22 protein-coding genes are annotated in these 22,913 nt (G+C 61.3%); 17 read left to right on the top strand and 5 right to left on the bottom strand.

Features of this window, described 5'->3' with window-relative positions; all coding sequences use genetic code 11:
* Positions 1-39 precede the first annotated feature (39 nt).
* A complete protein-coding gene (locus P3T40_RS07285; protein ID WP_429267015.1) occupies positions 40-1,062 on the bottom strand; it encodes a LacI family DNA-binding transcriptional regulator in 1,023 nt (340 codons plus the stop codon).
* Between the two features lie 98 nt (positions 1,063-1,160).
* Between P3T40_RS07285 and P3T40_RS07280 the strand changes: the two genes are divergently transcribed.
* The 14 genes from P3T40_RS07280 to P3T40_RS07215 all read left to right on the top strand — a co-directional run bounded on the left by P3T40_RS07280 (position 1,161) and on the right by P3T40_RS07215 (position 17,128).
* Entirely contained in the window at positions 1,161-2,354 is a 1,194-nt protein-coding gene (locus P3T40_RS07280; RefSeq protein WP_429267014.1) for a phytanoyl-CoA dioxygenase family protein, read from the top strand.
* Positions 2,355-2,626: 272 nt separating this feature from the next.
* Positions 2,627-3,823 (top strand): DesA family fatty acid desaturase, encoded by a 1,197-nt coding sequence (locus P3T40_RS07275; protein ID WP_429267013.1) that lies wholly within the window; start codon positions 2,627-2,629, stop codon positions 3,821-3,823.
* A 255-nt stretch (positions 3,824-4,078) separates the two neighbouring features.
* Positions 4,079-4,951 (top strand): sensor histidine kinase, encoded by an 873-nt coding sequence (locus P3T40_RS07270; protein WP_429267012.1) that lies wholly within the window; start codon positions 4,079-4,081, stop codon positions 4,949-4,951.
* A gap of 12 nt (positions 4,952-4,963) precedes the next feature.
* Complete coding sequence (locus P3T40_RS07265) at positions 4,964-5,497, top strand: DUF892 family protein (protein ID WP_429267011.1); 534 nt, start codon at positions 4,964-4,966, stop codon at positions 5,495-5,497.
* Between the two features lie 87 nt (positions 5,498-5,584).
* The gene (locus P3T40_RS07260; protein ID WP_429267010.1) at positions 5,585-7,951 is read left to right on the top strand and encodes an HAD-IC family P-type ATPase; all 2,367 of its coding nucleotides are present in this window, start codon (positions 5,585-5,587) and stop codon (positions 7,949-7,951) included.
* A gap of 420 nt (positions 7,952-8,371) precedes the next feature.
* A complete protein-coding gene (locus tag P3T40_RS07255) occupies positions 8,372-8,788 on the top strand; it encodes a phasin family protein (RefSeq protein ID WP_429267009.1) in 417 nt (138 codons plus the stop codon).
* A 132-nt stretch (positions 8,789-8,920) separates the two neighbouring features.
* Entirely contained in the window at positions 8,921-10,114 is a 1,194-nt protein-coding gene (locus tag P3T40_RS07250) for an NAD(P) transhydrogenase subunit alpha (RefSeq protein WP_429267008.1), read from the top strand.
* Positions 10,115-10,139: 25 nt separating this feature from the next.
* Positions 10,140-10,502, top strand: a complete 363-nt coding sequence (locus tag P3T40_RS07245) for an NAD(P) transhydrogenase subunit alpha (protein WP_175773150.1) — start codon at positions 10,140-10,142, stop codon at positions 10,500-10,502.
* A 10-nt stretch (positions 10,503-10,512) separates the two neighbouring features.
* Entirely contained in the window at positions 10,513-11,964 is a 1,452-nt protein-coding gene (locus P3T40_RS07240) for an NAD(P)(+) transhydrogenase (Re/Si-specific) subunit beta (protein ID WP_429267007.1), read from the top strand.
* Positions 11,965-11,996: 32 nt separating this feature from the next.
* A complete protein-coding gene (locus tag P3T40_RS07235) occupies positions 11,997-13,808 on the top strand; it encodes an NAD(P)H-dependent oxidoreductase subunit E (protein ID WP_429267006.1) in 1,812 nt (603 codons plus the stop codon).
* Entirely contained in the window at positions 13,805-14,530 is a 726-nt protein-coding gene (locus tag P3T40_RS07230) for a 2Fe-2S iron-sulfur cluster-binding protein (protein ID WP_429267005.1), read from the top strand. Before P3T40_RS07235 ends, P3T40_RS07230 begins: the two co-directional genes overlap by 4 nt.
* Entirely contained in the window at positions 14,527-15,102 is a 576-nt protein-coding gene (locus P3T40_RS07225) for an NADP oxidoreductase (protein ID WP_429267004.1), read from the top strand. The genes P3T40_RS07230 and P3T40_RS07225 overlap by 4 nt, the downstream gene beginning before the upstream one ends.
* A gap of 20 nt (positions 15,103-15,122) precedes the next feature.
* On the top strand, positions 15,123-16,637 hold the full coding sequence (locus tag P3T40_RS07220; RefSeq protein ID WP_429267003.1) for a Ni/Fe hydrogenase subunit alpha: 1,515 nt from the start codon (positions 15,123-15,125) through the stop codon (positions 16,635-16,637).
* Positions 16,634-17,128: a hydrogenase maturation protease gene (locus P3T40_RS07215; protein ID WP_429267002.1), complete on the top strand. Its 495-nt coding sequence runs from the start codon at positions 16,634-16,636 to the stop codon at positions 17,126-17,128. The genes P3T40_RS07220 and P3T40_RS07215 overlap by 4 nt, the downstream gene beginning before the upstream one ends.
* 271 nt (positions 17,129-17,399) lie before the next feature.
* Here P3T40_RS07215 and P3T40_RS07210 read toward each other — a convergent pair whose 3' ends face one another.
* Positions 17,400-17,612, bottom strand: a complete 213-nt coding sequence (locus tag P3T40_RS07210) for a hypothetical protein (protein WP_429267001.1) — start codon at positions 17,610-17,612, stop codon at positions 17,400-17,402.
* A gap of 268 nt (positions 17,613-17,880) precedes the next feature.
* Between P3T40_RS07210 and P3T40_RS07205 the strand changes: the two genes are divergently transcribed.
* The 3 genes from P3T40_RS07205 (at position 17,881) to P3T40_RS07195 (ending at position 19,522) form a co-directional block, all read left to right on the top strand.
* Positions 17,881-18,471: a BPSL1445 family SYLF domain-containing lipoprotein gene (locus P3T40_RS07205; protein ID WP_429267000.1), complete on the top strand. Its 591-nt coding sequence runs from the start codon at positions 17,881-17,883 to the stop codon at positions 18,469-18,471.
* A gap of 57 nt (positions 18,472-18,528) precedes the next feature.
* Complete coding sequence (locus P3T40_RS07200) at positions 18,529-18,675, top strand: DUF3096 domain-containing protein (protein ID WP_429266999.1); 147 nt, start codon at positions 18,529-18,531, stop codon at positions 18,673-18,675.
* 67 nt (positions 18,676-18,742) lie between these two features.
* Positions 18,743-19,522 carry a PRC-barrel domain-containing protein gene (locus P3T40_RS07195; protein WP_429266998.1) on the top strand — a complete coding sequence of 260 codons (780 nt, stop codon included), beginning with the start codon at positions 18,743-18,745 and terminating at the stop codon, positions 19,520-19,522.
* On the opposite strand, the gene P3T40_RS07190 is transcribed toward P3T40_RS07195, so the two are convergent.
* From P3T40_RS07190 to P3T40_RS07180, 3 genes are all read right to left on the bottom strand, one after another.
* The gene (locus tag P3T40_RS07190; RefSeq protein ID WP_429266997.1) at positions 19,519-20,238 is read right to left on the bottom strand and encodes a Crp/Fnr family transcriptional regulator; all 720 of its coding nucleotides are present in this window, start codon (positions 20,236-20,238) and stop codon (positions 19,519-19,521) included. The genes P3T40_RS07195 and P3T40_RS07190 overlap by 4 nt on opposite strands.
* Before the next feature lie 556 nt (positions 20,239-20,794).
* Positions 20,795-20,971: a CsbD family protein gene (locus P3T40_RS07185; protein WP_429266996.1), complete on the bottom strand. Its 177-nt coding sequence runs from the start codon at positions 20,969-20,971 to the stop codon at positions 20,795-20,797.
* A 325-nt stretch (positions 20,972-21,296) separates the two neighbouring features.
* The gene (locus P3T40_RS07180; protein ID WP_429266995.1) at positions 21,297-22,757 is read right to left on the bottom strand and encodes an NAD-dependent succinate-semialdehyde dehydrogenase; all 1,461 of its coding nucleotides are present in this window, start codon (positions 22,755-22,757) and stop codon (positions 21,297-21,299) included.
* Positions 22,758-22,913: the final 156 nt, after the last annotated feature.

The following is a 22,913-nucleotide window of genomic DNA, read 5'->3' as shown; positions in this document are numbered from 1 at the left end:
ATGCTCCCGCACGTGATCTCATTACGGACGGGGTTGGCTTCACCTATGCGGAATGTTCACCGGTGTAACGACGACCACGGACGACGAAAGTCCAATGGCGGAAGCCGGCAGCAGTCTATGAAAATGCATGATGTGGCGACATGCCGTGCGCATGTCTTGCCGCAGATCGTGGTGCAACACGGCGCTGAGCTTTCCCTCTTTGAGCAGTTGGACGTTGTCCCTGTCGAGATCGTGTCCTATGAAGCACTTCGGCGTTTGACCGATTGCCTTGAGCGCGCGAAGGATCGCGATGTTGCCGCCACCCATTGAATAGACGGCCGCAATCTTGCGCGCTGTTCCCACAGCGTGCCGCACACGCGCTTCCGTCTGCAGATCGAGGCCGTGTCCTCCGCTCGCATCGATGAGTGTCAGGTTCGGATGGCGTGTGCGCAACTCGTCGCGAAAGCTGAGCTCACGTTGCTCTTCGCCCCTGAAGCGGTCGTCGCTCATGGTGACGAGAACGTTGCCCGCTCGCCCGCCAAGCCATTGACTTATCAGATAGGCGGCGGTCGCGCCTGCCACGCGGTTGTCGAGTCCTGCATAGGCAATGCGCGCCGACCCCGGAATGTCCGTGAAGATGGTGACAACCGGAATACCTCGTCGTTGCAATTCTGCAATCGCGTCGGACGTGGCCGGCACGTCGCGTGCCTTCAGGAATACACCATGGCTGCCTCGCCTGCCTATTGCCCGGAGCGCTTCGACGACTTCAGCGGTCGTCATGGTGTCCTGCATCAGGAAGCGCGGCCGAAATACCGCTGGCAGCAGGGCGGGTAATTCGGCTTCCAGCGCATCACGTATTTCATCGGAAAACCTGCGCGGCGCCTCGACAACTACATCGACAACGAGCTTCCGGCCGCTCGAAGCCAGCTGGAATTTTTGTTTCTCGAGTTCCTTGATTGCCTGCTGAACCCGCTGACGCGTGTGTTCGCGCACGTGTTCCCGGCCGTTTAGCACGCGGTCGACGGTGGCCATGCCTACGCCTGCCTGGAGCGCGATCTCCTTGATGAGAAAGCGATGAGCCATGACTGAAACGTTCCGATTTGATGTGTTTTTGATGTGTTTGATGGTAACGCAGGACCTCAGTGAAGCGCTATGCTTGGAGTACTGATGGCGGAGACACCATGAACCACAACGACACGCGCTCCGGCGCAAGACAGGACACCTGGTATCGCGAGCAGGACTGTTCGCTCGATGATTTTCTGGCCGTACTTCGACCGCGCCCCGAAGATAGCGATCTGCGGTTTGCTGCCGAAATACGTCAGCACATTCCGATCTATGACTGCCGCGAACTCGGCCGGGACCTCGATGCCCCGTCCCGCCGCCGCGACTTGCAGACCGAGTGGACGGAAGTGATGAACCACGGCGCGGGCGTTCTGGTACTGGAAAGCGCCTTCGCCGATACCACGCCAATCGACGAAGCGACGAAAGTCTTCGAAGCCATCATCCATGACGAGCGCGAAGCCGGCACCGCAGTGGGAGACCACTTCGCGAAGGCTGGCGCCAACGACCGTATCTGGAACGCGCAGGAGAAGCTTTGCCTGCGCGCTCCGGCTGTATTCGCGCGCTATTACGCCAATGCTGTACTGGTTGCCGCCGCCGAGGCATGGCTGGGTCCTTACTTCCAGGTGACTTCCCAGATCAATGTTGTCCGGCCCGGTGGAGCAGCGCAGCAGGCACACCGGGACTATCACCTCGGATTTCAGAGTGTGGCCCAGGCCGAGCGATACCCCGCCCATGTGCATACGATGTCGCCTTTTCTCACCCTCCAAGGGGCGGTCGTGCATAGCGACATGCCCGTTGAGAGCGGTCCCACCAGGCTGCTACCGTTTTCGCAGCGATATGCCGCGGGCTATCTCGCCTGGCGTCGCGAGGATTTTCGCGCCTACTTCGAGAGTCACTTTGTACAACTGCCTCTGAAGAAAGGCGATGCGATCTTCTTCAACCCAGCGCTCTTTCATGCTGCCGGTTCGAACCAGACCTCGTCGATTCAGCGCATGGCCAATCTGTTGCAGATGTCTTCGGCCTACGGTCGTGCGATGGAATCGTTAAATCGTGCACGGATGTGCGAGGTGATGTATCCGCTCCTGCAGCAGAATCTCGCCTCGCAGCAGATGACCGTGGTGGAGGTCGATGCAGTAATTGCATCGTGTGCCGAAGGTTATCCATTTCCCACCAATCTGGACCGAGACCCGCCTGTCGGCGGCCTTGCGCCGGAAAGCCAGCAAGAACTTTTCCGGCGGGCGCTCAGGGAGTCGTGGGCGCCCGAGAGATTCACGGGCGAGCTTCGCCGCCAGGACGCACGACGAGAGGCTTAGCGGCGTTTGCGGTAGACCATTTGATGCTCGTGCAGACCGCGCGGCTGTGCGAGCCACCATGGCTTTGACTTTGGCAAACAGGCTTGTTTGCTGCCTCAAACTTCCGCTCCGGTACGGAACCGTACCGACACACTCCACGCTGGACCTTATGCTTGGAACGATGCTCCGGTCACGACATCTGGGTGTCATAAAGAGGCACCGGGAACTGTCATGCCGGATTCTGCCAGGCACGCTGTCGCGGATACGCCTGATCCCTACCGCGAAGGTCCATCTTGTTCTCTACTCCCCTTACATTCTTCTCGCACGGCGTGCTTTCGCTGTCATGGTGGCAAATTCTGCTGACCACGCTCGTCTTGACGCACGTGACGATTATCAGCGTGACTGTGTACCTCCACCGCTGTCAGGCGCACCGCGCGCTTGAACTGCATCCCGCCGTCAGCCATTTCTTCCGTTTCTGGCTGTGGATGACGACGGGCGTGACGACGGGGCCGTGGGTTGCGATTCATCGCAAGCATCACGCGAAGTGCGAGACCGAAGCTGATCCACACAGTCCGCAGGTTCGTGGAATCTGGAAGGTGCTGCTTGGCGGCGCAGAGCTCTATCGCGCTGAAGCGAAGAACGAAGAGACGTTGCGCAAATTCGGCCATGGTACGCCCAACGACTGGGTGGAACGCAACCTCTACGCGCGGTATCCGGATCTGGGCGTCAGCCTGCTTATCGTGATGGATGTTGCGTTGTTCGGATGCATAGGCGTGACCATCTGGGCCGTGCAGATGATCTGGATTCCGTTCCTCGCAGGCGGCGTGGTCAATGGCGTCGGACATTTTCTGGGCTATCGCAACTTCGATTCCGCAGACGCAAGCACGAACGTGTTTCCCCTCGGCATCCTGATCGGCGGGGAGGAACTTCACAATAACCACCACGCCTATGCGACGTCGGCCAGGTTGTCGAACAAATGGTATGAGTTCGATCTCGGTTGGGTGTACATCTGCATGCTCTCTGCGGTGGGTTTGGCGAAGGTCAGGAAAACGTCGCCGAAACCGCGTCTCGTGAAAGGAAAATGCGTGCTCGACGACGATGCGGTGCAGGCCATCATTCGCAGCCGCCTTGAGGTGATGGCGCGTTACTCGCAGACAGCCGAGCGGGCGTACCGCCAGGAACTGGAGCGAAGCGCGCACCTCAGCCGCCGCGAAAGAGCCGCGCGGATGCGAGCGGTACGCAAAGGCCTTCGCTGCGCACACACGGCACAGAGCGGGCTGCATGAGCAACAGTTCAAGAAAATAGTCGAAAGCAGCCAGAAATTGCGCACCTACGTCGAGTTGCGTGACGAACTGCTGGCGATCTGGGAACGGTCGACGCGCTCGAGCGAGCAGTTGCTGTCGCAGTTGCAGGATTGGTGCTGTCGCGCTGAGCAGAGTGGCAGCAAGGCACTCGTGGAATTCTCGCTGAGCCTTCGCCAGTACGCTTGAGAGGCGGCACCGTGCAGCGTGCAGAAGGGCCACACAAAGCGGCGGAATAGAACACCCGGTTTAAACGCACGCGCCGAGTGCGGTTGTTATTACTGACTTGAACGCTACCGTACAGACTTACCGCTTCGTTCGTGGGACTCTGTTATTTCACCTCTGCGTAGCGGTGAGCTTCCGATCGCTCTCACGCGGCAGGCAACGGCCAACTGCCGTCCATCGATCCATCGCTCCCACAAGGGGCGGGATTTGGGGATCAACATGTCCACTCATTCTGGTTCTTTCCGCTGGTCCGTCGGCACGCGTGCGGCGGGCTATGCACCTTTGACCGACGCCATACTGGAGCAGCCGCAGCAGCGACCCACCGGTGCTTTCACCAAGCCCGCTTCGCAGCCCGTTCGTCAATTCGATGCGTTGCGGCTCAAGGACGAAATCCTGGCGATGGTGGCACACGAGCTTCGCGGACCTTTGTCGCCGCTGCAGCTCGCGGCCCAACTTATCCGCAGGGCATCGGCAGACCGGCCGGAGGTGCTCCGCTCAGTGGACATGATCGACCGGCAAATCGCGCACATCGTGCGCTTGTCCGAGGATTTGATGGACGCCATGCGGGTCGAGCATGGTGCGTTGCGCGTGAGCAAGGTTCAGGTGGACGTGGTGGCGGTGCTCGCTGCTCCGCTGACCGCCGCCGCGCTAGCAGCGGCCCAGCGCAGCCAGACATTCGCGGTGCAGATTGCGGACAGGGCGCTGCGCGTAGAAGGCGACCCGGTTCGTCTCGCGCAGGCCGTCAACAATCTCCTGCATAACGCGATTAAATACACCCCGGAACATGGCCACATCGCGGTCAACGTGCTCGCGGACCATCATGTTCTGGTCGTATCGGTGAAAGACGATGGCATGGGGATATCGGATGCGCTTTTGCCGCATATTTTCGATCTGTTCGCTCAATCCTGCAGAACGATCGGGGCCAGCGCGGGCGGTCTGGGGGTAGGACTTGCGGTCGTGAAGGCCGTTGCCGAGTCACACGACGGAACGGTATCGGCGATCAGTGCGGGTCCCGGCGCGGGAAGCGAATTCACGCTTCGACTACCCATCGTGGTGCAAACGCGCTCGTTAGACCCGCTGGGACGATTTTGACAGGGATTCCCGATGACTCATCTAAAAGCTGACCTGATGCGCGCGCTGCGAGACGCCTGTGCGATGGAACGGCATGCCGAGTGGCTACTGCGAAGTCACGTAGCCGCAACGACGCTCTATCCCGAGGTCAACGAGCGCATTGACGCAGACCTGACGGCTACGCTTGCGAACCAGAAAGCGTTGGCAGGATGCATGGAGCGTATTGAAGGCACCGACGGTAGCGACGCCATACTGCCGACACTGCCTGATGAGGTCGCTGGTGCTATCGAAACGGGAAGCATCGCTCAAACGGCGGAAGAGTTAGCCCGTAATCTGGCCATTCTGATGGCTTTCAAACGCTATGAGATTGCGTCCTACACCTCATTGATTGCCGCTGCCGAAGCGAGCGGCTTCTTTGAAACCAAGTTCACCTGTGAGGGCATCCTGAGTCAACAGGTTGCCATGGCGGATTGGCTGTTTGACTGTGTCCCCTCAAGCGGTGACACCTCGACGGGGCGCGTGCGTCCCTCGGCGAGCGCACCGCCGCCTTCTCCTTCTGTTCACTGACCGATCCAGTCTATCGAGGGTGGGGCGCCGCCTCCACCCACGTCGTCTCGGCCGATCCGGCGCACGATAACCGAGAGCTGACCCACCATGACTCCCGCAGCAGTGATCGTGCCGCAAGAGGGCGCAACTAGCCAGCCAACGACAGCACCGTCCGGCGGCCTGAGCAGTACGCAGGCGCGTAAGGAACTGGCGGCGTCCGGGCCGAATACCATGCCGGATACGTCGGCGCATCCGCTGCGTGTGGCGCTCGAAAAATTCTGGGCGCCGGTACCGTGGATGCTCGAAGCCGCCATCGTGCTGCAATGTGGACTCGGCAAGTACGTCGAGGCGGGGATCATTGCGGGGTTGCTCGTGTTTAACGCAGCGCTCGGGCTATTGCAGGAGAGCCGTGCCCAGGCGACGCTCGCGGCGCTGAAATTGCGCCTCGCGCTGAGTGCGTCGGTACAGCGCGACGGCAAGTGGTCGATTGTCCCGGCTGCAGACCTGGTGCCCGGCGATGTGGTCAAGCTGTCGCTAGGCGGCGTGGTTGCAGCCGATATGCGCCTCACTTCGGGCAACGTGCTGCTCGACCATTCAATGCTCACGGGCGAGTCGGAGCCGATCGAAGCGAGCGCCGGCGTGCAGACCTTTGCCGGCGCGCTGGTACGGCGTGGCGAGGGGGTGGCCGTCGTCACGGCAACGGGCTCTCGAACGCGCTTCGGCCGCACCGCGGAACTGGTGCGCACCGCGCACGTGGTGAGTTCACAGCAAAAGGCCGTGCTGCTCGTGGTGCGTAATCTTGCTGCGTTCAACGGCGTGGTTATCGCGCTACTGATCGCGTACGCGTTTTATGTTCACATGCCGGTTGCGGATATCGTGCCGCTGGTGCTGACAGCTGTGCTCGCATCGATTCCTGTTGCGCTGCCCGCCACTTTCACGCTGTCTGCGGCGCTCGGCGCGCGAGCCCTGGCGAAGCTGGGCGTGCTATCCACACGCCTTACCGCGGTGGACGAAGCCGGCACCATGGACGTGCTGTGCGCCGACAAAACGGGTACGTTGACGTGCAACGGGTTGACCGTCACCTGTGTGCAGGCCATGCCCGGTTTCGATAACCCCCACGTGCTGACGCTGGCGGCGCTGGCGAGCGCGGAGGGCGGACAGGACCCCGTCGACACGGCGATCCGCACGGCCGCCGAAGCCAGTGCCGTTGCTGACGCACCTAAGCTCGTCAACTTCACCGCGTTCGACCCCGCGAGGAAAATGTCCGAAGCGCTCGCCACGGCGCCCGGCGGCGGCACGCAGCGCGTCGTCAAGGGTGCCTTCGCGGTCGTTTCAACATTGGCTGCGCCATCGCCGAATGCGGCGGCTCAAGCGAACACGCTCGAAGAACAGGGCTTCCGTGTGCTGGCTGTCGCGGCTGGCGCCCCGGACGCGTTGCAACTGGTCGGACTGGTTGCGCTCAGTGATCCGCCGCGCGCCGATTCGGCCGCGCTCGTCACCGAACTCCATAGCCTTGGGGTGCGCGCGATGATGGTGACCGGCGACGCACCCGCGACCGCCGCGATTGTCGCGCATGCAGTGGGTCTGGACGGCGCGATCTGCCCACCCGGGCCGATTCCGGAAGGTGTCGCGCCGCAAGCGTTCGCGGTGTTCGCGGGCGTGATGCCGGAAGACAAGTACAAGCTCGTCAAGGCGTTCCAACAGGCCGGCCATATCGTCGGCATGTGCGGCGACGGCGCCAACGACGCGCCTGCGCTGCGTCAGGCGCAAATCGGCATCGCAGTATCGACCGCGACCGATGTCGCCAAATCGGCCGCTGGCATGGTGCTGACCGAGCCTGGCCTCGCCGGGATCGTTGCCGCGGTGAAGGAAGGCCGCATCACCTTTCAGCGCATCATGACCTATACGCTGAACTCGATCCTCAAGAAGATCGTGACTGCGCTGCTGCTCGTATTCGGCCTCGTCATGACCGGTCACGCGGTACTGACGCCGTTGCTCATGGTCATCCTGATGATCGCAGGCGACTTTCTTGCCATGTCGCTGACGACGGACAACGTGGACCCTTCGCCGTCGCCAAACGCCTGGAAAATCGGCAACCTGACGATCGCAGGCATCGTGATGGGCACAGCGTTGCTGGCCTTCTGCACGTCGATCCTCGCGACCGGCCGGTTCGAGTTGCATCTGGGTATGACTGCCTTGCAAAGCCTGACGTTTGTCACGCTCGTATTCGGCAGTCAGGCCACGCTATATGCGATCCGGCAGCGTCGGCGCATGTGGGGCGCACCGCCGAGCCTCTGGCTGGTCGTGTCGTCAGTGACCGATGTTCTGATTGCTTCGGTTCTCGCCATTGGCGGAATAGCGATGACGGCGTTGCCGGCCATGACGGTGATTAGCGTGCTGGGGGCCGCCGTGGTCTTTGCGGTGGTGATGAACGCGGTGAAGATCCCAGTATTCGCTCGCCTGAGCATTGCCTAGCGTCCAACGCCTGTTACTGCTCGTGCTGAAGCAGGACAAAACCTGGTACGCCACCGTACCGACCTCAGTGCGCGGCAGGCGCACCGTGTTCGTAAGCGCCTTTGCGCTTCCATTCCAAAGGCGCTCGAGACAGCCTAGCGCAATGTGATTCAACCGGACCACTCGTCTGTGCCGCCCCGCTTTAGCCAGGGAGTGGCCATCATGCCGTACATCCGAGAACACTACTTTTGTCCGCCACGCACATGGCGGATAGCGGCGCTGCGATGCAGTAGCGCAGCAAGGCAGTTCACTTTGCGTGACGCCGGTCACGCCGTCGTTCTGTAATACCCAGCACCGCGGGACGCGATCCAGTTGTTGTGGCTGTAGGGTCCGCGCCTGCTCCGTTTCATTGCTTCACCTTTTGCAGCAAGGATATTCATCATGACAACGCCCGTCCATTCCGTCATCGACTTTGGCAAGCTGATCGAGCAAGTGAAGCTGCCTGGGTTCGATATGGCCTCGGTGATCGAAATGCAGCGCAAGAACATCGAAGCGCTTACTGCAGCCAATCAACTCGCGTACGAAGGCATGCAGGCCCTGATGCAGAAGCAGGCGGAGATGTTCAACGAGCGGGTTAAGACGATTCAGGCGGCGGTCCGGAAAGGCAACACCGGCAATCCTGTCGAAGCACTCTCGCAGCAGGGGCGGTTTGTACAGCAGACCTTTCAGAAGATCTTCGATGACATGCGCGAGCTGGCCGAGATGGCGCAGAAGTCGCAGACCGAGACATTGGCAGCCATCGGCCAGCGCGCAGCGCAGGATATGGCCGTGTCGAAGATGAACTGGAAGCGCGTGTAGGCGCGAACCTAACGAGACCATGGCAGACTCGTTCGCTCATCGCTAAACGCAACCATTACCTGCTAACGAAGCATCCCATGCCATAACTTGAACCTCGACGCTCCGGCCTGATCGCCACAAGGAAAGCTCGCCATGTATATCAACGTTGCCGTTTTGACGGAGACCCGGGCACATGAGCGCCGTGTGGCGCTGGTGCCTTCGGTGGTTCCGAAACTGGTCAAACTGGGTGCCCGGCTGCACATGCAGCCGGGGGCGGGCGCAGCCATTCATCTGGACGATACCGCGTTCGAGAGCGTCGCGTTCATTGCCGACCGCACGGCGCTGGTTAAAGACGCCGATGTCGTGCTCGCCGTGCAGCCTCCCGCGCTGGAAGTGGTCAGCGCGATGAAGGAAGGCGCGATCCTCGTCTCATTCATCTACGCGCACAACGAACCGGCGCTCGTGAAGCGCCTGCTCGAAAAGAAGATCACCTGTTTCGCCATGGAGCGAGTTCCGCGCATTACGCGGGCGCAGTCCATGGATGCGTTATCGAGCCAGTCCGCGCTCGCCGGTTATTACGCAGTGCAACTTGGTTCGATGCATCTGGCTCGCGTGGTCCCCAAGATCACCAGTGCAGCAGGTTCGATCGGACCGGCCCATGTGCTGGTGATGGGCCTCGGCGTAGCAGGGCTGGAGGCCATCGCAACGGCGCACCGGCTCGGGGCGGTCGTAGAGGGTTACGACGTACGGCCCGAGACCCAGGAGCAGGCGCTCTCGCTTGGTGCCACCTTCGTCGATACCGGGATCGACGCGCGCGGCAAGGGGGGTTATGCCCGCGAGTTGACCGCCGATGAAAACTCCAGCGTGGCGGACGTGCTGACAAAGCACATCCAGAGCGCCGATCTGATCATCACAACCGCTGCGATTCCTGGCAAAGCGTCACCCAAGCTCATCAGCCACGCGCAGGTAAGCGGCATGAAAGCGGGCTCCGTGATTGTCGATCTGTCGGCCGAGGGCGGTGGCAATTGCGAAGACACGCGTCCCGGCGAGACCACGCGGATCGGCAACGTGACGATTGTCGCGCCGCTGAACGTGCCATCGCTGCTCGGTGAGGACGCGAGCGAGCTGTATGCGAAGAATCAGTACAACCTGCTCGCGTTGTTCATGAAGAACAACGTGGTCGAAATCGACTGGAGCGACGAGGTGCTCGCCAAAACGGTGCTCACGCATGCGGGCGAGAACAAGGCGGACCAGAGCGACGAGGCGGCGAAGCCTGCCGCTGATGCGAAGACGCTGCACGTGAAGGCGACACACGCCAGGCCCGCTACGCCCGTGACTCCAGCATGAGCACGCTCCGACTGAGGACATAGAGATGGACTTCCAGATCAGCATTTCCGGCTTTGTCGCGGTTTATATCTTCATGCTGGCTGCGTTTGCCGGCTGGGTGATCATCGGACGCGTGCCGGCCATCCTCCACACGCCGTTGATGTCAGGCTCGAATTTCGTGCACGGCATCGTAGTAGTGGGCGGAATCTATGCGCTGCTGAACGCGAGTACGGTGCAGGAGCAGGTGATTGGCTTCGTTGCCGTGCTGTTCGGTGCCGGCAATGCAGCGGGCGGCTATGCCGTCACCGACCGCATGCTCGCGATGTTCAAGACCAGCGGGCACCCTGCGGGGCACGGCGCACATAGCAAGGCCGGTACGGTGAAGTCCATCCACGCAAAGAAACATTGAGGATGCCGACATGTTGACTCTGATCTCCCATATCGGCATTGGCGCAGCCGATCTCGCTGCTGCCTTCCTCTTCCTGTATGGCCTGCACCGCATGTCGTCGCCGGTGACCGCGCCCTCGGGCATCTTCGTTGCCGGTATCGGCATGGCAGTCGCCGTATTGGCAAGCTTCCTGTACGCGTTCGATGTGAGCGCGGCCGCACGGCCCAACCTGCCGATCAACCTGGGGTTGGCCGTGGTGGCCTTGGCACTGGGCGGAGGTGTGGCCTGGTGGGGCGGCCGCAAGGTGGCAATGACCGCCATGCCGCAGATGGTGGCGATCTACAACGGCATGGGCGGCGGCGCGGCCGGTGCGATTGCCGCGGTGGAACTGTTCGGCAACAAGGCACAAGGCGCAACCGCACTCATCATGACCTTGCTGGGCGCGCTGATCGGCGCCGTGTCCCTGTCGGGGTCGCTGATCGCGTGGGCCAAGCTCGACGGCGTCATCAACAAGCCGGTACGCGTGAAGGGGCAGCAGGCTTTCAATGGGCTGGTGCTGCTGCTTACCGTCGCGCTCGGCGCTTACATCGTCGTCGCTGGCGCGGACAATGCGGCGTTGATTCTGACTATGCCCACATGGATCTACCTGTTCTTCGCTTGTGCGCTGGCACTCGGCATCCTGATGACGCTGCCTATCGGCGGCGCGGACATGCCGGTGGTCATTTCAATCTTTAACGCCTTCACCGGCCTCGCAGTAGGCATTGAAGGCTACGTGCTGCAGAACCCTGCATTGATGATCGCAGGCATGGTGGTGGGCGCGGCCGGTATGTTGCTGACGCTGCTGATGGCCAAGGCGATGAACCGCTCCGTGAGCAATGTGATCTTCACCAATTTCGGTGACGTGGTTGCGCACAAGCAGGGCAAGATCAAGGGCAGTCTCAAGCCCACGCAGCCGGGCGACGCGGGCATCGCGATGCGCTATGCCGCGTCGGTGATCATCGTGCCGGGTTACGGCCTCGCGGTCTCGCAAGGTCAAGGCAAGCTGTACGACTTCGTCAAATTGTTGCAGACGGGCGGCGTATCGGTGAAGTTTGCGGTTCACCCGGTGGCGGGCCGTATGCCGGGCCAGATGGATGTACTGCTGGCCGAGGCCGGCGTGCCCTACGACCTGATTTTTCAGCTCGAAGATATCAACGACGAATTTGCCAGCACGGATGTGGCGCTGGTAATCGGCGCCAACGATGTGGTGAACCCCGCCGCGCGCACCGACAAATCGTCCGCCATTTACGGCATGCCGATTCTCAACGCCGATCACGCCAAGCAGGTGTTCGTGATCAAGCGCGGGGAAGGTAAGGGCTACGCCGGCATCGTCAACGAACTCTTCTACGCGGACAACTGCAACATGGTCTATGGCGACGCCCAGGCCGTGCTCATCAAGATGAGCGAAGCGGTCCGAGGGCTCGGCTTGCCCGCCGTGGCCTAGCCCGCTAGACCATCGCAACCGAGGAACAAGCCATGACCGGGCCTGCCCAACTCGTCAACGTACCCGGCGATCCGATCGCTGCGCTGCTGGCGCGCCACGGCAACAATCCGCATGCGCTCGTGCAGATTCTGCGTGAAGCCCAGCTGCAACACGGCTGGCTGCCGCGCGACATGCTGGGCGAACTGGCCGACGGGCTGGGCCTGACACTGGCTCACGTGGAGGGAGTGGCGACCTTCTACCGTTTCTTTCATACCAGTCCGGTGGGCGAGTACCGCGTGCTGTTTAGCGACAATATCACCGACCGGATGCTCGGTAACGCGTCGTTGCTCGATGACCTGTGTCAGCGGCTCGGCGTCGAACGCGGCAAGATGCGCGCCGATGGCCGCGTCAGCGTGGACTTCTGCTCTTGCACGGGGTTGTGCGATCAAGGACCGTCGCTGCTGATCAATCATCATCAGGTGGTGACACGTCTTGATGCCGCGCGCGTCGAGATGCTTGCAGGGCTGATCGAAGCAAGGGTGCCGGTGTCGGCCTGGCCGGCGCACTGGTCTCGTGTGAACGACCATGTGCGGCGTGCGGATGTTCTCCTCGGCACGTCCCTGCATCCTGGGGAAGCCATTGCGGCTGCTCTGGCACGCGGTGTGCCTGCCCTGTTCGACGAAATGAAGCGCTCGAATCTTCGCGGGCGTGGCGGCGCAGGCTTTGTCACTGCCATGAAATGGCAACTGTGCCGGGATGCGAAAGGCAGCGAACATTACATGGTGTGCAATGCCGATGAAGGCGAACCCGGCACGTTTAAGGATCGCGTGCTGCTGTCGCGTCACCCCGACATGGTTTTTGAAGGGATGACGATTGGCGCACTCGCCATTGGTGCGCGGCACGGAATGCTTTATCTACGCGGCGAGTATCGTTATCTGCTGGAGCCGTTGCTCGACGTGCTGCAGCGACGGCGCGACGCGCATTTGCTCGGCGCATCGATCCAGTGCCAACAAGGTTTCGATTTCGACATAGACATTCATGTCGGCGCCGGCGCTTATGTGTGCGGCGAGGAATCGTCGCTGATCGAGTCGCTCGAGGGCAAGCGCGGCACGCCGCGTATCCGGCCGCCGTTCCCGGCCGAGCATGGTTACCTGGGACAGCCAACTGCAGTCGATAACGTCGAGACGCTGTGCGCCGCGACGCACATCGCGTTGCAAGGCGGCGACTGGTGGGCCGCAATCGGCACGCCGAAATCCACCGGCACCAGCGTTCATTCGGTATCGGGCGACTGCGATCGACCGGGCATCTACGAATATCCGCTTGGCACCAGCATCGATCGCATCCTCGAAGACTGCGGCGCGCGCGATACGCAGGCGGTGCAGGTTGGCGGCCCGTCCGGCAAGTGTCTGTCCGTCCTGGAGTTTGGCCGTAGGATTGCATTCGAAGATGTGCCGACGGCGGGCGCCTTCATGGTTTTCGACCGCTCGCGCGATATGTTCGAAGTGGCGCGCAACTACGCAGGTTTCTTCGCTGAAGAGAGTTGCGGATTCTGCACGCCGTGCCGTGTCGGCACCGCGCTGGTTGTCAGGACCATGGACAAACTTGCCGCGGGCCGGGGCTCGCGGCGCGATGTCGACATGCTCTCCGAGGTCGACAACCTGATGCACGGCACGACCCACTGCGGTCTGGGTGGCGCGGCCTGTAACGCGTTGCATGACACCATCGTCAAATTCCGTCCCGCCTATGAGCGGCGCCTGAAGTCGCTGCGGTTTGAGCCGGCCTTCGATCTCGATGCCGAACTGGCCGACGCGCGCCGCCTGACTGGCAGAGACGACGCGGCTGCGCATCTGGAGAGCCCGTCATGAATACCCTCGTCGAAACTGTCACGGCCACATTCTCGCTCGACGGCGAAGACGTGCCCTTCGAGCCGGGCGAAACGATCCTGCAGGCCGCACGTCGTGCAAGACGTTATATCCCCCACCTGTGCTGGCATCCGGACTTCCATCCGCAAGGGTCCTGCCGCGTGTGCACGGTGAAGGTCAAGGGCCGCGCCTGCTCGGCCTGCACCCAGCACGCAGCAGCAGGCGAAGTGGTAGAGAGCAACACGGATGAGCTCAACGCCGAACGCAAGATGTTGCTGCAGATGCTGTTTGTCGAAGGCAATCACTTTTGCCCTTCCTGCGAGAAGAGCGGCAATTGTCTGCTGCAGGCCACGGCCTACGAGATGAACATGGAGGACATACTGTTCGACGAGTTCTATCCGCGCCGTCCCGTCGACGCAAGCCATGCCGATCTGCTGATCGATTTCAATCGCTGCATTCTGTGCGAGTTGTGCGTACGTGCGAGTCATGACATTGACGGCAAGGATGTGTTCGCCATCGCCGGACACGGTATCGGCACGCACCTGGTGGTCAACAGCATGAGCGGCAAGCTGGCCGATACCGCCATGGAACTCACCGACCGCGCGGCGAGCATCTGTCCCGTTGGCGCGATTCTGCCCAAGCGGCGTGGCTTCGTGATTCCGATTGGCGAGCGCCGCTACGATCCTCACACAGCCGCCGATCCGGATACACAGGAGGCCTCATGAGCACGCTCACGAGTGTGGACGTGGCCCATCAGCCGCGCAAGTGGAAGGTGGCTACGGTATCGCTAGCGGGGTGCTTCGGCTGTCATACCTCCTTCCTCGATATCGACGAACGCCTGCTGGAACTGATCGAGCACGTGGAGTTCGACCGCTCGCCGCTGACGGACATCAAAGAAGTGGGCCTGTGCGATATTGGGCTGATCGAAGGTGGCGTCTGCAACTCCGAAAACGTGCTGGTGCTACGCGCGTTTCGTGCCCGCTGCAAGACACTGGTAGCGATGGGGGCGTGCGCCATCAATGGCGGTCTGCCAGCAGAGCGAAACCGCTTCGAGCTTGCCGACGTGCTCAATGAGGTCTACCGCGATCGTCCCGGCCTGAGCGAGGGCAGCGCGATCCCGAACGATCCCGAACTGCCGCTTCTGCTGCGGCAAGTGCGACCGATCCATGCCGTCGTGCATGTCGATTACTTTCTACCCGGTTGTCCGCCTTCGGCAGATGCCTTCTGGAGTTTTCTGAACGACCTGATGGCCGGGCGCACACCGCGCCTGACCCATGCACTGATGCACTACGACTGAGTGCCGGAGATGAACCCGCCATGAGCTTCGACCTCGAGACCGCCGCCAACCCGACCGGCCTGCGCCGTGTCGCCATCGATCCGGTGTCGCGTGTCGAAGGCCACGGCAAGGTCACGATCCTGCTCGACGACCAGCAGCGCGTCCAGCAGGTACGTCTGCATATCGTCGAATTCCGCGGCTTCGAGAAGTTCATCGAAGGCCGGCCCTATTGGGAAGTTCCGGTGATGGTGCAGCGTCTATGCGGGATTTGCCCGGTGTCGCATCAACTGGCGGCGTCCAAAGCGCTGGACCTGGTCGTAGGAGCACGGCCGGTTACACGCACTGCCGAGAAGATCCGCCGCCTGATGCATTACGGGCAGGTGATGCAGTCGCATGCGCTGCATTTCTTCTACCTGGCATCGCCCGATCTGCTATTCGGATTCGACTCGGACGTGAACCTGCGCAACATTGTCGGCGTGTCGAAAGCGCATCCGGACATCGCGCGGCACGGCATTCTCCTGCGTAAATTCGGCCAGGAGCTGATCCGCGTGACCTCGGGGAAGCGCATCCACGGCACCGGCTCGGTACCTGGCGGCATGAACAGGCATGTCAGCCGGACGGACCGCGACCTGCTCTACAAGGACGTGGGCCAGATGATCGCGTGGGCTGCCGAAGCGGTGGACGTCGTCAAGCAGTTGCACGCGCAAAATCGCGCCCTGTACGACGGTTTCGCCAGCTTCCCCTCCAGGATGCTATCGCTCGTGCGCGCGGACGGCGCCATGGACCTCTACGACGGTGTGCTGCGCGCTCGCGATGCCGACGGCCAGATCATTCTCGACGGCGTGAGCGACCAGCGCTACATGGACCTTATCGAGGAAGAGGCGCGTCCCTGGACCTATATGAAGTTTCCGCATCTGCGCAGCATCGGCCGCGAAACCGGCTGGTATCGCGTCGGGCCGCTCGCGCGCGTGCAGAACTGCGACTTCATTCCGAGCCCATTGGCCGAAGCGCAGCGTAAGGAGTTCGTCGACTGGGGTAAAGGGGCGCTGGTTCATGCGACGCTCGCCTACCACTGGGCACGCATGATCGAGGTGCTGCACGCTGTGGAGGTGATCAAGGATCTGCTTGACGATCCGGATATTCTGCAGGGCGAATTGATGGCGAGCGGCGAGCGCCAGGAGCGAGGTGTCGGCATCATCGAAGCGCCCCGTGGCACGCTGATTCACGACTACCGCGTGGGTGGCGACGACCTCGTCACCCTGTGCAATCTGATCGTCTCTACGACGCACAACAACCAGGCCATGAACGAAGCAGTACGCTCAGTGGCGCGCGAGTATCTCGACGGCAAGCAATTGACCGAAGGCCTGCTCAATCGCATCGAAGTCGCGATCCGCGCCTTCGACCCCTGTCTTTCATGCGCCACGCACGCGTTGGGCAAGATGCCGCTGGACGTGGTGCTGCTTGACGTTGCGGGTGAACAACTCGACCACATTACCCGCTCGCACGACGGCGAACTGGAGCGCCGAGCGCTTTCTCCGAGAGGTGACGGCATATGACAGCGCCGCTCCTGGTGTTCGGTTGGGGCAACGCGAGCCGCGGCGACGACGCCCTCGGTCCGCTGTTCGTGCAGCAGTTGAGCGCGCTGGCCGCAGCCGCAATGGGCAACGAGGTGGAGTTTCTGGAGGACTACCAGCTCCAGGTCGAGCATGCACTCGACCTGGTGTCACGGGAACGTGTGCTGTTTGTCGACGCGAGCCTGAGTTGCGACAGCCCGTTCGAAGTGACGACGCTGCGCGCCGCGCGGGATGCCAGCTTCTCGACCCATGCCATGTCACCCGAGGCGGTGATGCAGGTGTATCGCGACCTGTACTTCGCTGAGGCCCCACCGTGCACGCTGCTGGCGATTCGCGGCGTGCATTTCGAGCTCGGCGAGCCGCCAGGCGCCGAGGCGCTTGGCCATGTGGAGCAGGCGTTGATCTGGGGGCAGAGCTGGATGGCAGGCAATCCGGAGACGGTCCCGCAGCGTACAGACACGGGCCCCGGTTGAGGGGACGATGGGTAGTAACGGCTGGACAGTAACCCTTAATTCTCTTAGGGATCGATATGACTTCTGCAATGTGGGGAATCGTAGTAGGAATGGGCGTGATATTCGTGACCTCGCTGTACAGGTACAGCCAGCATGCCGTTCCGCGCGTGCAGCCGGTGCGTGCGCAGCCCCCTGTTCCCGCCACACAGCGCGCTGAGGACAGCCTTCGCGAACGTTACTTCTAGTAGCCGTCGCATGTGCAGGCATGGCGAACCGGTATGACGCGGGCGTGCTATTGGTCTGTACCCGACACGCGCTCAAATTCGGTGAAGAGTTTGAGCAGTCTTGCCACGCGTTTGGTGCCATCCGGCAGCAGGGATTGATGCGCCTGGAGTGCGGTGACGCGATTGCGCCAGTACGGTAGTGACAGCGGATTGCCTCTCTCGAGTAGCGGGACAACATATTCGAGGTGGGCCAAGTCCTTGGCGAAGTCATGCAGTGACATTGTTTTTCCTTGGTGAGGCTGGTCAATGCCTCACCTTGAAGATAGGCCGATTGAAATCCCACGTCTGCACGTTACCGTACAAGTGCTGTATGGCAATCCGAATCGATCGTTGTGGGATAGCTGCATTGCATTCGATAAGCCGCTTTCGGCCAGCATTTCCCTCGATGAGCGACGTGACAGATAGTCGGTAGTTTGTACGCTGACGTACCGCTTCCTGACCCTATCCAGCGTAGTGTCAAAGTCATTATCTGGAAGAGTGGAGGGCATCATGCTACGAAGATCATTTATTTTGACGACACCCGGTTCGATCCTCGCGATCGGGCTTGCGATGTCAGGTTGCACGATGACTGGCTCGTCCGACACCAGTAGCAGCGCGCAGACGGACAAGCGTCACAGTATCGACGCCGGCGTGGACTCGACCTTGGGGCGCCTCTACAACGCCGCCAATGGATCGCGCGAGCTGGTGGCCAAAGCCCGTGGTGTGCTGGTGTTTCCTTCGGTGATCGATGCTGGATTCGTGGTTGGCGGCCAGTACGGAGAGGGTTCGCTGCGAGTCGGCGGCCATACCGTCGGGTACTACAGCACGGCAACCGGTTCGATCGGTTTGCAAGCCGGTGCGCAGTCGAAGGCGATCGTATTTCTGTTCATGACCGACGAGTCGCTGACGAAATTCCGTAGTGCAGAAGGTTGGTCGGCAGGCGGCGATGCGTCGGTGGCGTTGCTGAAAGTCGGCGCGAACGGCAATGTCGACACGGGCACGATAAGCAGTCAGGTGGACGCATTCGTGTTGACTAACACCGGGTTGATGGCAGGCGCGACGCTCGACGGCACGAAGGTTAGCCGCCTCACGAGCCTGTAACACGAGCGGATTGGAACTCGCATTCGGTGCATGCCGCGTGCGAGCGAGGAGGGAATCATGCCTATGCTCACCAGTGCCGGTCCGCTGGTTTCACTGATCGCCGGCATTCTGATTCTTGTCGTACCACGTCTGTTGAACTACATCGTCGCGATCTATCTGATCGTGATCGGGCTGCTAGGGCTGTTTGGAAGCCACATTCGCTGAACGCGCGCTTTCCGTCTGGGAGACGATGCGGCGAATCAGGTGGCGAAGCAGAAACGGAGTATCGAACATGTTGCGCAACATCGAGTTTTTGCAGGGATCCACCGTGAAGGCAAGCGACGGTGATGTCGGGACCGTTACGCAGCTCTACTTCGATGACGAAGCGTGGGGCGTTCGCTATCTGGTCGTCGACACGGGCAATTGGCTGAGGGACCGGCAGGTCCTGATTTCACCCTATGCGGTTTTGCACACGGATCCCGGTTCTAGCGAGGTGCAGGTGAGACTCACGCGGCAGCAGGTGCGCGACAGTCCGAATATCGATGCCCATAAGCCGGTGTCGCGTCAGCACGAGATCGAGTATCTGCGGTACTACGGCTATCCGACGTATTGGGGTGGCCCGAACCTGTGGGGCATGGGGGCGTATCCCGCCTTCGACGGCTTCGCCGCTACAGCGGCTCTGCCGCCTGATGAGCCAGACGCCGATGCGCCGCCCCTGGATATCCATTTACGCAGCACGGAGAGCGTGAAGGGCTACCACATCGAAACGATTGACGGCACCATTGGGCACGTATCCGGCTTCATCTTCGACGATGAGACCTGGGTCATCCGCTACCTGACTGTCGACACGCGCAACTGGTGGCCCGGGGGCAAGGAAGTCCTGCTGGCGACGGAGTGGATCGAGTTGATCGACTGGTTCGGCTCAACTGTGTCCACGATGCTGACGCGCGATGCCATCAAACAAAGCCCAGCATACGACGATACGGTGCCGGTCACTCGGGACTACGAAACGGCGTTGCACGAGTTTTACGGCAGAGAGAGCTATTGGTCGAAACAGAAAATTGGCGCCTAGATCGCGCGTAGATCGGGTAGGAGGCGGTCGAACTCGCGTCTTACCACGCCGTAGCACTCACAGACACGGTTCTCCAGGCCGGGCCTATCCAGCACCTCGATATGACCATAGCTGTAGCGGATCAATCCTGCATCCTGCAATTTCGTGGCCGCCTCGGTCACGCCAGGCCGGCGTACACCGAGCATGTTGGCAATCAGCTCCTGCGTCATCTTCAACTGGTTGGACGGCAGCCGGTCAATGCTGAGGAGAAGCCAGCGACACAACTGTTGATCGATCGAATGATGCCGGTTGCATACCGCGGTTTGCGCCATCTGCGTGATTAGTGCCTGGGTGTAGCGAAGCAACAGCCGCTGCACCGGGCCTGCGCGATGAAACTCTTCCTTCAGAAGACGTGCGTCGAGCCGGTAGGCGAACCCAGCGCTTTGCACGACAGCCCGGCTGGGCGTGGTCTCTCCGCCCATGAACAGCGCGATGCCAATGAGCCCTTCGTTACCGACAATCGCAATCTCGGCCGACGCACCGTCTTCCATGACGTACAGCAGCGAGACGATGGCGGTAGTGGGGAAATACACGTGATCGAGGCGGTCGCCGGATTCGTAGACGACTTGTCCCAGCGGCATCTCCACGGGTACGAGATGCGGTTCGATGCGTAGCCACTCTGCATCGGGTAAGACGGATAGCAGGTGATTCTGTTTAGGGTGTTGCGGGTTCGACATCGGCCACTCCTCGACATTCTGTTGAAAAACGGCGTCGTCTTCGAACAATTAAGCTGAAAAATCGACTATTGAGGCCAGCCTTCCACTACGGCACAAGGTGAAGCTGGCTGAACCGTGCTGTGGTGCTGCTGCGGCACGATCTCAAGGTAACGCGATGAAATGCAATGCGGCGGACCCTTACCCCATTATAGTTCGCGTCGCTAAACCCGACGCCAAGGTAGGGAAACATCCAATAAGCAGGATGTTCACGCGTTTTGTGAAATCGGTGAGTTCCAGGAACCGGCGCAGCGTCCTCGCACGCACGGATACGGCTAGCGGCGTTCGGTAGGATTAAGCGCTTGGAGGCGGCACGCAGCGTGCCATGACGGGCGGCCTCTGAAAAGCGTGAATTCGTTGCGGGTCGGGACTAGCCCTGACCGCCGCTGATCGGCCTCCGCCACAGTGGAGGGCCTCAGCATCTCACAGTTGTGCGGCGGCGTCTATACGGTGCCGTGCAAGTGCGGCAAAGACTCGCCATTGAGCCGTCGGAGGTTCGGAGCAGGCCTTGGCGCCGGGCTTATGAACGTTTTTTGAAGCGGGCCTTGGCATTGCCGTAGGACGCCTGTGTCTTGCCGATGACCTGTTCGACGCGGCCCTTCCAGGTGATGCCCCGGTTGCCTAGTACCTTGCCAACGCCTGCGCGCAGCTTGCCTGAGTGCTCTCGCACCCAGCCCTGTATCTGATCCTTGTTCATGACCTGGCTCCCCGAGTGTCGTTTCGATCGAAACAGCATGACGTGGGCGCTCGAAACAGTCGGTACGGCAGCGGACAGCAGCCCGTACGCGGTGCTTCGCTATCCTTGGCCCGCTCCGCCGTCAACCAGCTCAACCGCTCCCGAAGTTCGTCCCATTCCTCCGACGTTTCGGGCACTTTCCCGCCCGCTGTGCCGTCCAGAGAGTGCCTTGTGGAATGCGATACGAGGGCCGAGACGGCGCGATGTTCTGCCTGCGCCATCTAGACCCCAGCACTGCGAGTCAGTCACGCTGTGTCGTCCGCGTGACTGCCTATGCCGTTTTGCTTCAGACCCCGCCGACGCACAGATACTTGATCACGACATAGTCGTCGATGCCGTAGTGCGAGCCTTCGCGACCGAGACCGGACTGCTTGACGCCGCCGAAGGGGGCGACCTCGTTGGAGATGAGTCCGGTGTTGATGCCGACCATACCGTACTCGAGCGCCTCGGCGACGCGCCACACGCGGCCGATATCGCGGCTATAGAAGTACGACGCGAGGCCGAACTCGGTATCGTTGGCAAGCGCGATCACTTCCTCATCCGACGAGAAGCGGAATAGCGGCGCGAGCGGGCCGAACGTTTCGTCGCGCGCGACTTTCATGGCGGGGGTGACGTCGGAGAGGACGGTGGGTTCGAAGAAGCCGTGACCGAGCGCGTGACGCTTGCCACCGGTGACGATACGTGCGCCCTTGGCGAGCGCGTCTTCGATATGCGACTCGACCTTGAGCACGGCGGCTTCATTGATGAGCGGGCCCTGGGTGACACCGTCCTCGGTGCCGCGGCCGACTTTCAGCTGTTCGACGGCATCGCGCAGCTTGGCGGCGAAGGCATCGTAGACCTTGTCATGCACATAGAAGCGGTTGGTGCAAACGCAGGTTTGGCCGCTATTGCGATACTTGGAAGCGATGGCGCCGGCGACGGCCGCGTCGAGATCGGCATCTTCGAAGACGATGAACGGCGCATTGCCGCCGAGTTCGAGCGAGACCTTCTTGACGGTGGGCGCACACTGCGCCATCAGCAGACGACCGACGGCGGTCGAACCCGTGAACGACAATTTACGCACGATCGGGTTAGCGGTCATTTCGCTGCCGATGGCTTTCGGATCGCCGGTGACGACGCTGAAGATACCGGCGGGCACGCCGGCGCGTTCGGCGAGCACGGCGAGTGCGAGCGCGGAGAACGGCGTGGCTTCGGCGGGTTTAACGATGATGGGGCAACCGGCGGCGAGGGCGGGGCCGACTTTGCGGGTGATCATCGCGGCGGGGAAATTCCACGGGGTGATGGCTGCGCAGACGCCGATGGGTTCTTTGGTGACGACGATACGTTTATCGTTTGCCGGCGTGGGGATGGTGTCGCCGTAGACGCGTTTGGCTTCTTCGGCGAACCATTCGAGGAAGGAGGCGGCGTAGAGGATTTCGCCTTTGGCTTCGGCTAAAGGTTTGCCTTGCTCGGTGGTGAGGATGAGGGCGAGGTCATCGGCGTTTTCGAGCATCAGGTCGTGCCAGGCACGGAGGATGATCGAGCGTTGCTTTGCGGTTTTTTTTCGCCATTCTGGCCAAGCCCTATTGGCCGCTTCTATGGCGCGGCGGGCTTCCTGTTGGCCCATTCGGGGGATTTTGCCTAACAGTTCGCCTGTGGCCGGGTTTTGGACTTCTAGCGTTGTTTCGTCGTCCGACTGGATCCATTCGCCAGCTATGTAGGCCTTCGTTTTGAAAAGGGATGGGTCTTTCAGTGCTATCTGCGTCATGTCTTTTCCAATTGTAAATGTGGGTTGCTGCGCAGGCTGTTTTTGGCTGTTTTCTTGAGGCGTTGGCCTTTCCTTGCATTCTTAGTGGTCTATTAGCTTCGCCCCTGTGCGGGGCGGCACCTACTTTCTTTGCCGCCGCAAAGAAAGTAGGCAAAG

This window comes from Paraburkholderia sp. EB58, assembly GCF_050436665.1.
Taxonomy (GTDB): Bacteria; Pseudomonadota; Gammaproteobacteria; order Burkholderiales; family Burkholderiaceae; genus Paraburkholderia.
Note: the sequence above shows the minus strand (reverse complement) of the source record. Positions and strands in the feature narration are given on the sequence as shown.